At 61.9% G+C, this 14,329-nt stretch carries 12 protein-coding genes and 2 rRNA genes (1 of these 14 only partly in view); 12 read left to right on the forward strand and 2 right to left on the reverse strand.

The annotated features are described in order from the left end of the window. The 6 genes from ACWPW1_RS05220 to ACWPW1_RS05245 all read left to right on the forward strand — a co-directional run. A 23S ribosomal RNA gene (locus ACWPW1_RS05220) occupies positions 1-2,502 on the forward strand; it begins 391 nt to the left of the window's first position. A 159-nt stretch (positions 2,503-2,661) separates the two neighbouring features. Next, positions 2,662-2,777: ribosomal RNA gene (rrf, locus tag ACWPW1_RS05225) — 5S ribosomal RNA — on the forward strand. Between the two features lie 83 nt (positions 2,778-2,860). Further along, positions 2,861-3,808, forward strand: coding sequence for a bifunctional biotin--[acetyl-CoA-carboxylase] ligase/biotin operon repressor BirA (gene birA, locus ACWPW1_RS05230; protein ID WP_454252492.1), 948 nt, complete (start codon positions 2,861-2,863; stop codon positions 3,806-3,808). Continuing rightward, positions 3,798-4,550, forward strand: coding sequence for a type III pantothenate kinase (locus ACWPW1_RS05235; RefSeq protein WP_454252493.1), 753 nt, complete (start codon positions 3,798-3,800; stop codon positions 4,548-4,550). Before birA ends, ACWPW1_RS05235 begins: the two co-directional genes overlap by 11 nt. A 204-nt stretch (positions 4,551-4,754) precedes the next feature. Beyond that, a complete protein-coding gene (locus ACWPW1_RS05240; RefSeq protein WP_271654013.1) occupies positions 4,755-5,213 on the forward strand; it encodes a DUF3301 domain-containing protein in 459 nt (152 codons plus the stop codon). Between the two features lie 97 nt (positions 5,214-5,310). Further along, on the forward strand, positions 5,311-6,603 hold the full coding sequence (locus ACWPW1_RS05245; protein WP_059313756.1) for an MFS transporter: 1,293 nt from the start codon (positions 5,311-5,313) through the stop codon (positions 6,601-6,603). Positions 6,604-6,645: 42 nt separating this feature from the next. Here ACWPW1_RS05245 and ACWPW1_RS05250 read toward each other — a convergent pair whose 3' ends face one another. Further along, positions 6,646-7,041, reverse strand: a complete 396-nt coding sequence (locus ACWPW1_RS05250; protein ID WP_454252494.1) for a hypothetical protein — start codon at positions 7,039-7,041, stop codon at positions 6,646-6,648. Between the two features lie 120 nt (positions 7,042-7,161). Continuing rightward, positions 7,162-8,097: an alpha/beta hydrolase gene (locus ACWPW1_RS05255; RefSeq protein ID WP_454252495.1), complete on the reverse strand. Its 936-nt coding sequence runs from the start codon at positions 8,095-8,097 to the stop codon at positions 7,162-7,164. A gap of 120 nt (positions 8,098-8,217) precedes the next feature. Here ACWPW1_RS05255 and ACWPW1_RS05260 point away from each other — a divergent pair, with 120 nt between their 5' ends. The 6 genes from ACWPW1_RS05260 to ACWPW1_RS05285 all read left to right on the forward strand — a co-directional run bounded on the left by ACWPW1_RS05260 (position 8,218) and on the right by ACWPW1_RS05285 (position 14,262). Then, complete coding sequence (locus tag ACWPW1_RS05260) at positions 8,218-8,736, forward strand: hypothetical protein (protein ID WP_454252496.1); 519 nt, start codon at positions 8,218-8,220, stop codon at positions 8,734-8,736. After that, complete coding sequence (locus ACWPW1_RS05265; protein ID WP_059313760.1) at positions 8,733-9,119, forward strand: DUF3140 domain-containing protein; 387 nt, start codon at positions 8,733-8,735, stop codon at positions 9,117-9,119. Before ACWPW1_RS05260 ends, ACWPW1_RS05265 begins: the two co-directional genes overlap by 4 nt. A 143-nt stretch (positions 9,120-9,262) precedes the next feature. Further along, positions 9,263-10,153, forward strand: a complete 891-nt coding sequence (locus tag ACWPW1_RS05270) for an EamA family transporter (protein WP_313649492.1) — start codon at positions 9,263-9,265, stop codon at positions 10,151-10,153. Between the two features lie 56 nt (positions 10,154-10,209). Continuing rightward, positions 10,210-10,992 carry a DeoR/GlpR family DNA-binding transcription regulator gene (locus ACWPW1_RS05275; RefSeq protein ID WP_454252497.1) on the forward strand — a complete coding sequence of 261 codons (783 nt, stop codon included), beginning with the start codon at positions 10,210-10,212 and terminating at the stop codon, positions 10,990-10,992. A gap of 20 nt (positions 10,993-11,012) precedes the next feature. Beyond that, entirely contained in the window at positions 11,013-12,146 is a 1,134-nt protein-coding gene (locus ACWPW1_RS05280) for an MFS transporter (protein ID WP_454252498.1), read from the forward strand. 67 nt (positions 12,147-12,213) lie between these two features. Next, on the forward strand, positions 12,214-14,262 hold the full coding sequence (locus ACWPW1_RS05285) for an AsmA family protein (RefSeq protein WP_454252499.1): 2,049 nt from the start codon (positions 12,214-12,216) through the stop codon (positions 14,260-14,262). Positions 14,263-14,329 lie beyond the last annotated feature (67 nt).

Here is a 14,329-nt window from a genome sequence, read left to right on the forward strand (position 1 = left end):
AATATGGGGGGACCATCCTCCAAGGCTAAATACTCCTGACTGACCGATAGTGAACCAGTACCGTGAGGGAAAGGCGAAAAGAACCCCGGAGAGGGGAGTGAAATAGAACCTGAAACCGTATGCGTACAAGCAGTGGGAGCCCACTTTGTTGGGTGACTGCGTACCTTTTGTATAATGGGTCAGCGACTTATTTTCAGTGGCGAGCTTAACCGAATAGGGGAGGCGTAGCGAAAGCGAGTCTTAATAGGGCGTCTAGTCGCTGGGAATAGACCCGAAACCGGGCGATCTATCCATGAGCAGGTTGAAGGTTAGGTAACACTGACTGGAGGACCGAACCCACTTCCGTTGAAAAGGCAGGGGATGACTTGTGGATCGGAGTGAAAGGCTAATCAAGCTCGGAGATAGCTGGTTCTCCTCGAAAGCTATTTAGGTAGCGCCTCATGTATCACTCTGGGGGGTAGAGCACTGTTTCGGCTAGGGGGTCATCCCGACTTACCAAACCGATGCAAACTCCGAATACCCAGAAGTGCCGAGCATGGGAGACACACGGCGGGTGCTAACGTCCGTCGTGAAAAGGGAAACAACCCAGACCGTCAGCTAAGGTCCCAAAGTCCTGGTTAAGTGGTAAACGATGTGGGAAGGCTTAGACAGCTAGGAGGTTGGCTTAGAAGCAGCCACCCTTTAAAGAAAGCGTAATAGCTCACTAGTCGAGTCGGCCTGCGCGGAAGATGTAACGGGGCTCAAACCAGGCACCGAAGCTACGGGTATCACCTTTGGTGATGCGGTAGAGGAGCGTTCTGTAAGCCTGTGAAGGTGAGTTGAGAAGCTTGCTGGAGGTATCAGAAGTGCGAATGCTGACATGAGTAACGACAATGCGAGTGAAAAACTCGCACGCCGAAAGACCAAGGGTTCCTGCGCAACGTTAATCGACGCAGGGTGAGTCGGTCCCTAAGGCGAGGCTGAAAGGCGTAGTCGATGGGAAACGGGTTAATATTCCCGTACTTCTAGTTACTGCGATGGGGGGACGGAGAAGGCTAGGCCAGCTTGGCGATGGTTGTCCAAGTTTAAGGTGGTAGGCTGACTGTTTAGGTAAATCCGGACAGTTAAGGCCGAGAACTGATGACGATCCTTCTTTTAGAAGGAGAAGTGGTTGATGCCATGCTTCCAGGAAAAGCCTCTAAGCTTCAGGTAACTAGGAACCGTACCCCAAACCGACACAGGTGGTCGGGTAGAGAATACCAAGGCGCTTGAGAGAACTCGGGTGAAGGAACTAGGCAAAATGGCACCGTAACTTCGGGAGAAGGTGCGCCGGTGAGGGTGAAGGGTTTACCCCGTAAGCTCATGCCGGTCGAAGATACCAGGCCGCTGCGACTGTTTATTAAAAACACAGCACTCTGCAAACACGAAAGTGGACGTATAGGGTGTGACGCCTGCCCGGTGCCGGAAGGTTAATTGATGGGGTTAGCGCAAGCGAAGCTCTTGATCGAAGCCCCGGTAAACGGCGGCCGTAACTATAACGGTCCTAAGGTAGCGAAATTCCTTGTCGGGTAAGTTCCGACCTGCACGAATGGCGTAACGATGGCGGCGCTGTCTCCACCCGAGACTCAGTGAAATTGAAATCGCTGTGAAGATGCAGTGTATCCGCGGCTAGACGGAAAGACCCCGTGAACCTTTACTGTAGCTTTGCACTGGACTTTGAGCTTGCTTGTGTAGGATAGGTGGGAGGCTTTGAAGCGTGGACGCCAGTCTGCGTGGAGCCATCCTTGAAATACCACCCTGGCAACCTTGAGGTTCTAACTCTGGTCCGTTATCCGGATCGAGGACAGTGTATGGTGGGCAGTTTGACTGGGGCGGTCTCCTCCTAAAGAGTAACGGAGGAGTACGAAGGTGCGCTCAGACCGGTCGGAAATCGGTCGTAGAGTATAAAGGCAAAAGCGCGCTTGACTGCGAGACAGACACGTCGAGCAGGTACGAAAGTAGGTCTTAGTGATCCGGTGGTTCTGTATGGAAGGGCCATCGCTCAACGGATAAAAGGTACTCCGGGGATAACAGGCTGATACCGCCCAAGAGTTCATATCGACGGCGGTGTTTGGCACCTCGATGTCGGCTCATCACATCCTGGGGCTGAAGCCGGTCCCAAGGGTATGGCTGTTCGCCATTTAAAGTGGTACGCGAGCTGGGTTTAGAACGTCGTGAGACAGTTCGGTCCCTATCTGCCGTGGACGTTTGAGATTTGAGAGGGGCTGCTCCTAGTACGAGAGGACCGGAGTGGACGAACCTCTGGTGTTCCGGTTGTCACGCCAGTGGCATCGCCGGGTAGCTATGTTCGGAAGAGATAACCGCTGAAAGCATCTAAGCGGGAAACTTGCCTCAAGATGAGATCTCACTGGAGCCTTGAGCTTCCTAAAGGGCCGTCGAAGACTACGACGTTGATAGGTCGGGTGTGTAAGCGCTGTGAGGCGTTGAGCTAACCGATACTAATTGCCCGTGAGGCTTGACCATATAACACCCAAACAATCTGACCGCAGGTCAGAGCGTGAGGAAGACGACGCCGAAAACGGGCGCGTGGGTTCGCAAGACCCAAGACGAATTGTCTACTTCGATCACAGACCCAATTGGGCAGGCCAGGCAGCCTCATCGCCTGGTCAGCCAACCGAATTGCTTGACGAACATAGAGCATTGGAACCACCTGATCCCTTCCCGAACTCAGAAGTGAAACGATGCATCGCCGATGGTAGTGTGGGGTTTCCCCATGTGAGAGTAGGTCATCGTCAAGCGCCTAACACCCAGCACCCCCGCTCAGTTCATTCTGGCGGGGGTGTTGTCTTTGGGGCGGAATAAAGTCGAACGGAGTTCGGGCATGCCGTTGCTGAACCTGCTGAGTGATGGGAAATTTCATTCCGGCGTCGAGCTTGGTGAGGCCTTGGGCGTCTCCAGGAGTGCCATCTGGAAGCGGCTGAAGACGCTTGAAGAAGACTTTGGCGTCGAGGTATTCAAGGTTCCGGGTCGGGGTTACCGCCTGGAGGAGCCATTGTTCCTGCTCGATGCCGAGCGGATCGCTCGGCAGGGTGGGTGGCCAGTCACCGTCTTGGCTTCGATAGATTCCACCAATGCCGAGGCGCAACGCCGGCTGCACCAGCACGAGCAAACACCCTTCGTCTTGCTGGCCGAGCACCAGCAGGCCGGGCGCGGACGTCGAGGTCGTGCCTGGGTCAGCCCCTATGGCAAGAATCTCTATCTCACCGCCGTGGTGTCCAGCCAGGGTGGCATCCAGAAGCTGCAGGCACTGAGCCTGACCATGGGCCTGGCCGTGATCCGTACCCTGCAACGGCTCGGTGTCGAAGATGCCTGGCTGAAGTGGCCCAATGACGTCCTGGTTCGTGGCCGCAAGCTGGCTGGCATTCTGATCGAGCTGTCGGGTGATCCGCAGGACGTCTGTCAGGCAATCATCGGAATTGGCATCAACGTCAACATGCGCCTGGCCGAGAACATCGATCAGCCGTGGATTTCCATGGCCGAGGCGTTGGGTGGCCTGCAGGATCGCAACGAGGTCGCCAGCCTCCTGCTCCAGGAGATAGACAACCTGTGGCGTATTCATCGCCAGTCGGGATTCACCGCCCTGCGGGACGAGTGGGAGCGTTATCATGGCTGGCAAGGTCGAGCGGTAACCCTGTCTTCGGGGGTTCGCTGTATCCAGGGCACAGTGGAAGGAGTTGCCGAAGATGGGGCTATCCTCATGCGCGTAGATGGGCAGACGCAGGCTTTCAGCGGTGGCGAATTGAGCCTGAGCCTAGATCATGATTCTTGAACTCGATTGTGGTAACAGCCTGATCAAGTGGCGGCTCTTGGCCAAGGGTGGCGACGTGGTCGCTACCGGCATCGTCGACAGCGACGAAGCCCTGATCGCCGCGTTGTCCCAACCGGGCACACCCGCCCTGACGGCCTGTCGCCTGGTCAGCGTGCGCAGTGACGAAGAGACCCAGCGACTCAAGGAGCTTCTCACGGCGACCTTCGGTATCGTCTGCCACCAGGCCTTGCCGGTGGAGATCTGGAACGGCGTGCGCAATGGGTATCGGGACCACCAGCGCCTGGGCATGGACCGTTGGCTGGTGATCCTGGCAGCGGTTCAGTTGGCAGAAGGCAAGGCCTGTGTAGTGCTGGACCTGGGTACTGCGGTCACCGCCGACCTGGTCGATGCCCAGGGCGAGCATCAGGGCGGGTTCATCTGTCCGGGTATTCCGTTGATGCGTCGGGAACTGCAGACCCATACCCGTCGTATCCGCTACGATCCACATTGGGCCAGTGGTGAACGCTACGAGGCGCCGGGACGTACGACCATCGAGGCCGTGGAGCGTGGGTGTCTATACATGCTCAAGGGTTTCGTCCGTACTCAGTACGAACTGGCTCAGGATATGTTCGCCGAAGGTTGCGAAGTGTTTCTGACCGGGGGTGACGCAGAACTGGTCAAACATGTCGTTCCGGGTGCGCGAATCGTGCCCGATATGGTGTTTGCTGGATTGGCATTGGCGTGTCCGCTCGAGAACGAATGATGCGTTGGTTGTTTCTGCTATTGGCGGTACTGAACGTTTTCTACTACATATGGCACCAACAGCAGGCGCCTTTGTTAGGTAAGGAAATCGCCCCTCTGGCGTTGTACAAAGGCGAGCGTGAGAACATTCGCCTGTTGAACGAGACGGCATCCGGTGACGCTGTGCGGCGTCAGTGACGGCGGTACCCTTCGATGAGGAGCGAAGATGCTGACGCTAGGTAATCTCTGCCTGTTACTGGGCGCAGTCGGCATTGGTCTGTGGTTCTGGCATGCCCATGGCATTCGCGAACAGGCTCTGAGGTTGGCGGAGCAGGAATGCCGCCGCCGCAAGGTCATCCTGCTCGATGGCGCCGTGGCTTTTTCACGTTTTCGCTGGATGGCCGATGCCAAGGGGCGCAAGCGCCTGGCGCGGCTATTCGCCTTCGAGTTCACCGTGACGGGTGAAGAGCGGCTGAACGCCTCTCTTGCGCTGTTTGGCAAGACGCTGGCCAAGGTCGAGTTCGCCTCCTTCGTGGTACCCGAGGTCGAACGGCCGTCGGCGGACTCAGTGGTGGCTTCGGCTCCCGTCTATCAGGCCAAGCCCGAGCATGGCCAGGTGGTCTATCTGGATCAGTGGCGGCAGCGCCAGCGCACCGATACCAGTAGGCGCCAAGAGCCGGAGTAGGATCCGGCGCTTCTTTCAAACCCTTTCCTTTCTTGGTCTCGACGATCAGCGCGTGCTGGTCCGTTCTGGCTTTTCGCTTCCTTTCATGTGATCCCTGATGTTCAGCCCTCTAGTTACCTTTCCTGCGCTCTATTTCGCCACCCTGTTGATGTTGGCCGGTTCCGGTCTGTTCACCACCTATATCGGCCTGAGACTCACTCAGCAGGGGGCTGGCGACCTCTGGACCGGCGCCCTGATGGCGGCCTATTACTTCGGGCTGGTGTGCGGGGGCAAGTTCGGCCACCGGCTCATCGCCGGAGTCGGCCATATCCGCTCCTATGTGGCCTGTGCCGGTGCCGCCACGGTTACCGTCCTCATCCATGCCCTGGTCGACGACCTAAACGTCTGGATCGCGCTGAGATTCGTCATGGGCATAGTGATGATGAACCAGTACATGGTGATCGAGAGCTGGCTCAACGAGCAGGCGGAAAATCACCAGCGCGGCAAGGTGTTCGCGGGCTACATGGTGGCGGTGGACCTGGGCCTGGTGATCGGACAGGCGCTGCTGGCCTGGCATCCGCAACTGGATTACAAGCCGCTGTTGCTGGTCGCGATATGCTTTGCCTCTTGCCTGATTCCCCTGGCGATGACGCGGCGGGTGCACCCGGCCAAGCTGGTGGCGGCGCCCCTGGAGATCCGCTTCTTCTGGCAGCGTGTGCCTCAGTCGCTGGTGACCATCTTTACCGCGGGACTGCTGGTGGGCGGCTTCTATGGCCTGGCACCGGTATTCGCCAGCCGTAGCGGGCTGGACACGGCGCAGTCGAGCTTCTATGTCGGGTTGTGCATCGTGGCGGGTTTCTGCGCCCAGTGGCCGCTGGGCTGGCTGTCGGATCGTCTCGATCGCTGCAAGCTGATCCGCGCCAATGCGGTATTGCTGTGCCTCGCGGCGGTGCCGCTGTGGGGCCTGATCACCTTGCCCTATCCCTGGCTGCTGGCCGCGGGATTCGTGTCGGGGATGCTGCTGTTCACCCTCTATCCGCTGGCCACGGCCTTTGCCAATGACCATGTCGAGCCCGAGCGGCGGGTGGAGTTGTCGGCGATGCTGCTGACCACCTATGGCGTGGGTGCATGCATCGGTCCTCTGCTGGCTGGCGCCGCCATGGAGCACTTTGGCCCGGGCATGTTCTATGTGCTGACCTCGGCCTATGCGCTGATCCTGATCTTCTTCGTGCAACCGCGCTTCGTGAGTGGCGAGCACCGACTGGACGCGGCGCCGCTGCATCACGTGGCCATGCCCGATTCGGTGAGTCCGATGGCGGCGGCGCTGGACCCGCGGATCGACGAGGTGCCTCAGGAGCTGAGCGTGGACGCACCCGCCAGCATCGGGCCGGGCAGCGAAAAGATTCATTGAGCGAGCCCGGCGCAAGGCCGGGCAGGAAGGCGCTGATAAGGCTTAGGCCTGGCGGGTCTGGCCGGCCTTGATCAGGCGGTCGAGGGTCTGGGCCGACCCGTTTTCAGCCACTTCATCGCTATCCAGGCGCTGTTGCTGGTCTTCGATGACCTGACCCAGTGGGCGCAGGCTGGATTCTTCGGCAACACGGTGTTCCTGCAGCTGCCGTTGCTGTTGCTGTTGCTTGATGATCTGGCCCAGGGGACGCAGGCTGGATTCCTCGGCGAGGGTGTGTTCCTGCAGGCGCTGCTGCTGTTGCTTGATCAGCTGGCCCAGCGGGCGTTGACTGGACTCCTCGGCGATTTGGGTCGCAGTGCTCGGAGCAGAGACGAAGTCCTGGGCGAAGGTGTTGAGGGCAAGAGCGGTCAGGGCAAAACCGAAGGCGATACGCAGGTTCATGGTGGTGTCCTCTGGGGAGACTGGTCTGGAGTGAGTTCAGTATCCCGAGCAGGGCCGCCCGAAAAAAATAGACTGGCGAGATAGTGACTATTAGCGCCGTCGATGGCTTTGCGAAAGTGTCTAGCCTCCTGTCGATGATTCTCGCTTTTCCGCTTCGCTCAGGTGCGCGCCACCGAACAGTTCGCGCAAGGCGGCGGCATAGTCGCGCGTGCCGATCACCATGCTGTTGGAGTGAGTGCCTCCCGGAACCAGCAGCAGGCGTTTGGGTGGCTTGGCCGCGGCATAGAGCGCCTCGCTGAAGCGCGGGGGGACATAGCGGTCATCGCTGCCGTGAACGATGAGGACCGGAATGTGGATGTCGGGGATCTTGGCGAGGGAATCGAATTTCTCCGACATCAGCCAGCGCAAGGGAAAGCGGGTGTCGACCACTGCCGAGGCGGCGTCCGCCAGGGTGGTGAAGGTGGACTCGATGATCAGCCCGGCCGCAGCGGGATAGTCGCCCGTCGGATCTCCGTCGCGGGCGATGCGCCAGGCCAGGTCCACCGCCACCGCACCACCCAGTGAATGGCCATAGATGTATCTCTTGCGGGGATCGGGCTGCAGGCTCTGCAGGTGCTTCCAGGCGATGCGGGCATCCTGGTAGACGCTGCGCTCCGACGGGACGTCGCCAGGGCTTTCGCCGAAGCCGCGATAGTCGATGGCCAGCACCGAATAGCCGAGTTGTCGCAGGGTGGCGATGCGCCGGACCTGCGCCGTGAGGTTCCAGCGGGTACCGTGCAGATAGAGCAGGGTGGGGGCGTCTGGACGGCGGGCGGGCCACCACCAGGCGTGGAGGTAGTCGGTGCCGGTCAGGCCACCCGGGACGGGAAGGTTGAACTGGCGAACGCCTTCCGGCACGCCAGTGAACCAGCTGGCATTGCCCGGTTCGATGCTGAACACCCATTGACGTTCGCGATAGGCCAGTTCCGAGCAGCCATAGGGGACGCCTACACCCACCAGCAGGATGACGAAGAGCAGCGGGATCCAGCGGCGGCGGAGCAGGGCGGCAAGGGACATGGCGTTCTCTGAAGACTAAGGCGGGAGACAGGAGCGTTCGTCGCCTGGCGCGAACCCCCGTTTCGGTTGGACAGTCATCCTAGAGTCAACGACTGCAATGTCTCCAACTTGAGGTGAGCCATGAGTGCCACGGCCAAGAAGAGCGATCCCGAACTCTGGGAAAAGGTGAAGCAAGAAATTACCGCGGGCGACAAGGGCGGCAAGCCCGGTCAGTGGTCGGCGCGCAAGGCGCAGCTGGCGGCCCAGGAGTACCAGAAGCGCGGTGGTGAATACCAGGGCGGCAAAGGCAAGGATAACCATCTGCAGCAGTGGACCGACGAGAAGTGGGGCACCCGTTCCGGCAAGAAATCCGAAGAGACCGGTGAACGCTATCTGCCGGAAAAGGCACGCGATGCCTTGAGCAAGGAAGACTACCAGCGCACCACGGCCAAGAAGCGCCGCGATACGCGCCGGGGCCAGCAGCATTCCAAGCAGCCTGCCGATGTGGCACGCAAGACGGCAACCGCGCGCGAATCGGGCCTGGCCGGTCTGACCAAGGACGAGTTGATGAAGCGTGCCGCGCGCCGCGAGGTGCGTGGCCGGTCGCGCATGAAGAAAGATGAACTGGTGAAAGCGTTGCAAAAGGCAGGTGAAAAATGAGCACCAAGAAGGCTTCCGACGACGACAGGAAAGAAGTACGCAACGAATTCAAGCAGGTGGTCAACATGACCCCGAGCCAGCTGCGCAAATGGCTCAGCGGTGACACCAGCAAGGGCGTCGGCATGACCAAGGGCGGCAAGAAGGTCACCGCAGCCAACGACGGCAAGGCGGTCGGCCACGCCATGGGCGAGCGTATCCTGGAGCTCAAGGGCAAGCGCCAGGCCGAGCTGGAAGACGATGACTACCAGGCCATGCGCAAGGTCATCGGCTATGTCCATCGTCATCTCAAGCAGCGGCCGGAGGGCGATATCGAGGATTCGCGCTGGCGCAAGTCGCTGATGAACTGGGGCCACGACCCCCTGCGCGACAAGCGCAGTGCCTGATCCCGACTAACCGCAGCCCAGGCTGCGGTTTTTCTTTTGCAGAGAGTGACTGGCCGAATTTGTGGGCAACTGTGACGCCGCAGCGCGAACACAAAGGAGTAGGGTAGCCGCCTATCTATCTGAACGCGTTCAAGGAGTTGTCGATGGCACCCCGGGATCTGTTGCTGGCACTGGTCGTCATCCTGGCCTGGGGGGTGAACTTCGTCGTCATCAAGCTCGGGCTGCATGGGGTGCCGCCCATGTTGCTGGGTACCTTGCGCTTCTGCCTGGCGGCCTTTCCGGCGATTCTGTTCGTGCGGCGACCCCAGGTGTCCTGGCGGCTGCTACTGGCCTACGGGCTGACCATCTCCCTGGGGCAGTTCGCCTTCCTGTTCTCGGCCATGTACGTAGGCATGCCGGCCGGCCTGGCCTCGCTGGTGCTGCAGGCGCAGGCCTTCTTTACCCTGGCGTTCGCCGCCACGTTGCTTGGGGAAAAGGTAAGACGTGCCAGCCTGGTCGGGTTGGCGGTGGCGGCCCTGGGGCTCTTGCTGATCGGTACCGAGCATGGCGTCACCATGACCCTGGCTGGTTTCCTGCTCACCCTGGCGGCCGCAGCCATGTGGGGCCTGGGCAATATCGTCACCAAGAAGATCGGCAAGGTGGACATGCTCGGTCTGGTAGTCTGGGGCAGCCTGATTCCGCCGCTGCCCTTCCTGGCCCTGTCGCTGCTGCTGGAAGGCCCGGAGCAGATCTTCACGGCACTGACGTCGCTGTCGGGCGGGTCGGTCTTCGCCATCGTCTACCTGGCCTTTATCGCCACCCTGGTTGGCTACGGCATCTGGAGTCGGCTGCTGTCGCGCTATCCGGCCGGTCAGGTGGCGCCCTTTTCGCTGCTGGTGCCGGTGGTTGGCCTGACGTCAGCGGCCGTCGTGCTGGGCGAGCAAATGACCACTCAGCAACAACTGGGTGGGCTGGCGGTCATGCTGGGCCTGCTGATCAATGTCTTTGGCGGTCGCTGGCTGGATGCTCGGAAAAGCGTGTCACCTAACGCATGATGTTGCACGATTGTATTTGATTGTGCATGATCTGCTGATCCTCTTGGAGTATCGGTATGAGTGCAGCTATCCATCTTCCCGAAGAACGCCAGGCCGCGATCCTGGCCCTGCTGCGTAAGCAGGGACGGGTCCTGTCCGCCGAGCTGGCCGCGACCTGGGGCATTTCCGAAGACAGCGTGCGCCGTGACCTGCGCGAGCTGGCCCGTCAGGGCCTGTGCCGACGGGTATACGGAGGGGCGCTGTCGCTGTTGACGCCGCCGGAGCCGCTGCCGACCCGTATCGGCCAGGACGAAACCGCCAAGCAGTCCCTGGGGCAGGCGGCGTCCCGGCTGGTGCAACCGGGGCAATTGCTGCTGCTGGATGCCGGCTCGACCAACCTGGCCATCGCCCAGGCGCTACCGGGCGATCAGCAGTTGACCGTGGCGACCAATGCGCCAGTAATCGCGGCGGCGCTGCTGCAGCGCCAGGGTATCCGGGTGCTGATGATCGGCGGGCTGGCCGCTCCGGAGTCGGGCGCTTGCCTGGGTGCACGCGCGATGCGCGATCTGCGCGGTGTCCGTGCGGACCTGGCTTTCCTTGGCGCCTGCGCCCTGGCAGTGGAAACCGGGGTGACCGGCTTCGATCTGGAGGAAGCCGAATTCAAGGCAGCCGTGGCCGAGCAGAGCAGTCAGGTCGCCGTCGCGGTGACTGCCGAGAAGCTCGACAGCGTGGCCTTCTATCATGTGCTGAAGCTCGATCAGGTGAACCACCTGGTGCTGGAGCCGGGTCTGAGCGAGGGGCGCCTCCAGCCCTATCGCGACGCCGGTCTGCAGCTGCATTCGCTCGCCAGTGACCGTTAGCCTCTCGCCCTAGGATCCCCATGACCACTGCCGTCTTGCGTCGCCAGCGCCGCGCCACCTTTACCGTCTTTCTCGCCAATGGTTGCGGGATTGGTGGCTGGGCGGCGGCCATTCCCGAACTCAAGCGCAATCTGGCGCTAGGGGACGGCCAGTTGAGCCTGGTGCTGCTGGCTGTCGCCCTGGGCGCCATGCTCACCATGCCCTTCGCCGGGGTGCTGGTGCCGCGGCTCGGCGGTACCGGACGCCTCACCCGCTTGAGCATCCTGGCCTTCGTATTGGTGCTGATCTGGCCCGGGGTGGCGCCGTCACTGGCCTGGCTGCTCCTCTGCGCGCTGCTGCTCGGCGCCTGCAATGGCCTGATCGACGTGGCCATGAACGCCCATGCCAGTGATGTCGAAAGCCGCTGGGACAGGCCGCTGATGTCCTCTTTCCACGCCGCCTTCAGCCTGGGCGGCTTCCTCGGTGCCGGCCTCGGGGCGCTGGTGCTGCACCTGGGCGCCTCGGCATTGCTGGTGCTGTTGGCCGCGGCGCTGGTGGCGCTGGTGCTGGCGTTGCCGGCCGCCCTGGCGCTGGACGAAGGTGATCGCAGTCCGGTGAGCCATGCCCTGCGGCTGCCGGATCGACGGGTGCTGGCGCTGGGGTTGATCGCCCTGGGCTGCCTGATGCTAGAAGGCGCCATGACCGACTGGAGCGCTGTCTACCTGGGGCAGGTGGGTGGGGCGACACCGGTGGTCGCCACCCTCGGCTACGCCGCCTTTTCGCTGACCATGCTGGTGGGCCGTCTGTTTGGCGATGGCATTCGCCACCGCTTCGGCGGGCCCCAGGTGATCTTTGGCGGGGCCCTCCTTGCCACTCTTGGCCTGGCACTGGCGGTGATCCTGCCGGCGCCCTGGAGCGCCATCCTCGGCTTTGCCCTAGTGGGACTGGGTCTGTCCAACGTGGTGCCCGCAGCCTTCAGTGCCGCAGGCCAGGTGGCCGAGACCCCGGCCGCCGGTATCGCCATGACCGCTACCGCCGGCTATCTGGGCTTCCTGCTCGGCCCGCCGCTGATCGGGGCCGTGGCGGGGCAGGTGGGACTGCGCGGCAGCCTGTTGCTGCTGACCCTGATCGGGGTGGCGGTAGCGCTGCTCGCCCTGCGCCAACGCAAGGCATGACGTCTATCCAGGGAACCCCGCTGCGCTGAGCAGACCCAAGAGGGAACGGAAATCCAAGGAGGCGGCCATGACGCGCCCACGCAAGATCCTCGCCTGGCTGCTGGGAATCATCCTGCTGCTGCTCGTCCTGCTGGTGGTGGTCCTCGCCACCTTCGACTGGAATCGGCTCAAGCCAACCATCAACGAGCAGGTATCGAGCGCCCTGCACCGACCGTTCGCCATCGAGGGTAACCTGGGCGTGGTCTGGCACCGCGAGCCGGACCAGGGCGGCTGGCGTGCCTGGATCCCTTGGCCGCACATCGCCGCCGAAGACCTGACCCTGGGCAATCCGGACTGGGCCAAGGAAAAGACCTTCGTTCATCTCGACCGGGTGCAGTTGCGGATCTCGCCGCTGGCGCTGCTGGCCAAGCAGATCTATATCCCGCGCATCGACCTCACCGGGCCGGTGGTCAATGCTCAGCGGCTGGCCGATGGGCGCAACAGCTGGACCTTCGAGACCGCTAAAAAGGATCCCAAGGCCGAGCCTTCGGCCTGGACGGTGGACATCGGCACCATCGGCTTCGATGCTGGCAAGGTGGGCTTCGACGATGCCCAGACCGCCACCCGGCTAAAGGCGCGCATCACCTCCCTCGATGCTCCCATCGCCTATGCCGACCTGGTCGGCAAGCAGGGCACCTCGCGCCAGCGGTCCAACGTCAAGCAGACCCAGGCCTTCCAGTTCGCCCTGGCGGTGGAAGGCAGCTACAAGCAGGTGCCGGTCAATGGCCGTGGCCAGATCGGTGGTCTGCTGGCCTTGCAGGATGCCGACACGCCGTTTCCCATCCAGCTCGATGCCCGGGCGGGTGAGACCCGGGTGCAGGTGTTCGGGACCCTGACCGATCCGCGACGCCTGGGCGCCCTTGATCTGCATCTGGTACTGGAAGGCAAGAGTCTGGCGCAGCTCTATCCGCTGACGGGCGTTACCCTGCCGGAAACGGCGCCCTATGCCACCGACGGTCATCTCACCGTCAAGCTCAACGACCCGGCTGGCGCCCGCTTCAGCTACGAAGACTTCAACGGCCGGGTAGGCAAGAGCGATCTGCATGGCGAGGTGCTGTTCACCGGTGGTAAGCCACGACCCAAGCTCAGCGGGACGCTGCGCTCCGATCAGTTGCTGTTCGAAGACCTGGCACCACTGATTGGCGCCGATACCAAGGAGCAGCAGGCCGCCAAGGGTGAAACCAGCCAGCAGCCGACGACCAAGGCGCTGCCCGTGTCCGAGTTTCGCACCGATCGGTGGCGCGCCATGGATGCCGACGTGCGCTTCACCGGTAAGCGCATCGTGCAGAACGCGCAGTTACCGATCACCGACCTCAACACCCATGTACGCCTGACCGATGGGGTGCTGTTGCTCGATCCCCTGCGCTTTGGCGTGGCAGGGGGCGACCTGAACACCACGGTACGTCTGGAGGGCGACAAGACCCCACTGCGGGGACGTGTCGACCTGCATGTACGACGGGTCAAGTTGAATCAGCTGTTCCCTACCGTGGAGACGATGAAGCGCAGCATGGGTGAGCTCAATGGCGACGCCACCCTGAGCGGCACCGGCAACTCGGTGGCGGCCCTGCTGGGCACCAGCGATGGTGAGCTCCAGCTGCTGATGAACGATGGCCGCATCAGCCGCAGCCTGATGGAGCTGGCCGGCCTCAACGTCGGCAACTACCTGGTCGATCGGCTGTTCGGCGATGACGAAGTAGAGATCAATTGCGCGGTTGCCGATCTCGACTTCAAGAAGGGCCTGGTGCAGCCCCAGGTGTTCGTGCTCGACACCGAGAACGCCCTGATCAACATCACCGGCACCATCAACCTGGCGAGCGAACGACTGGATCTCACCGTCGATCCCCACAGCAAGGGCTTGCGCATCTTTTCCCTGCGCTCGCCGCTCTATGTGCGCGGCACCCTGAAGAATCCTTCGCCTGGCGTGAAGGCGCTGCCTCTGGCCGCCCGGGGTGCCGTGGCGGCGCTGCTGGCGACCTTCGCCGCGCCTGCCGCCGGTCTGCTGGCGCTGGTGGCGCCCAGCAATGAGCAGGGTGCCCAGTGCAGCGCGCTGCTCCAGCAAATGCGGGCCGCGCACTGAGGTAAAGCCGCTGAAAAGGAACTTGACAGGCGACCGTTCGGCGGCGTCGGACGAGCGGAAAAGAACC

The organism is Pseudomonas sp. Marseille-Q7302 (assembly GCF_965111925.1).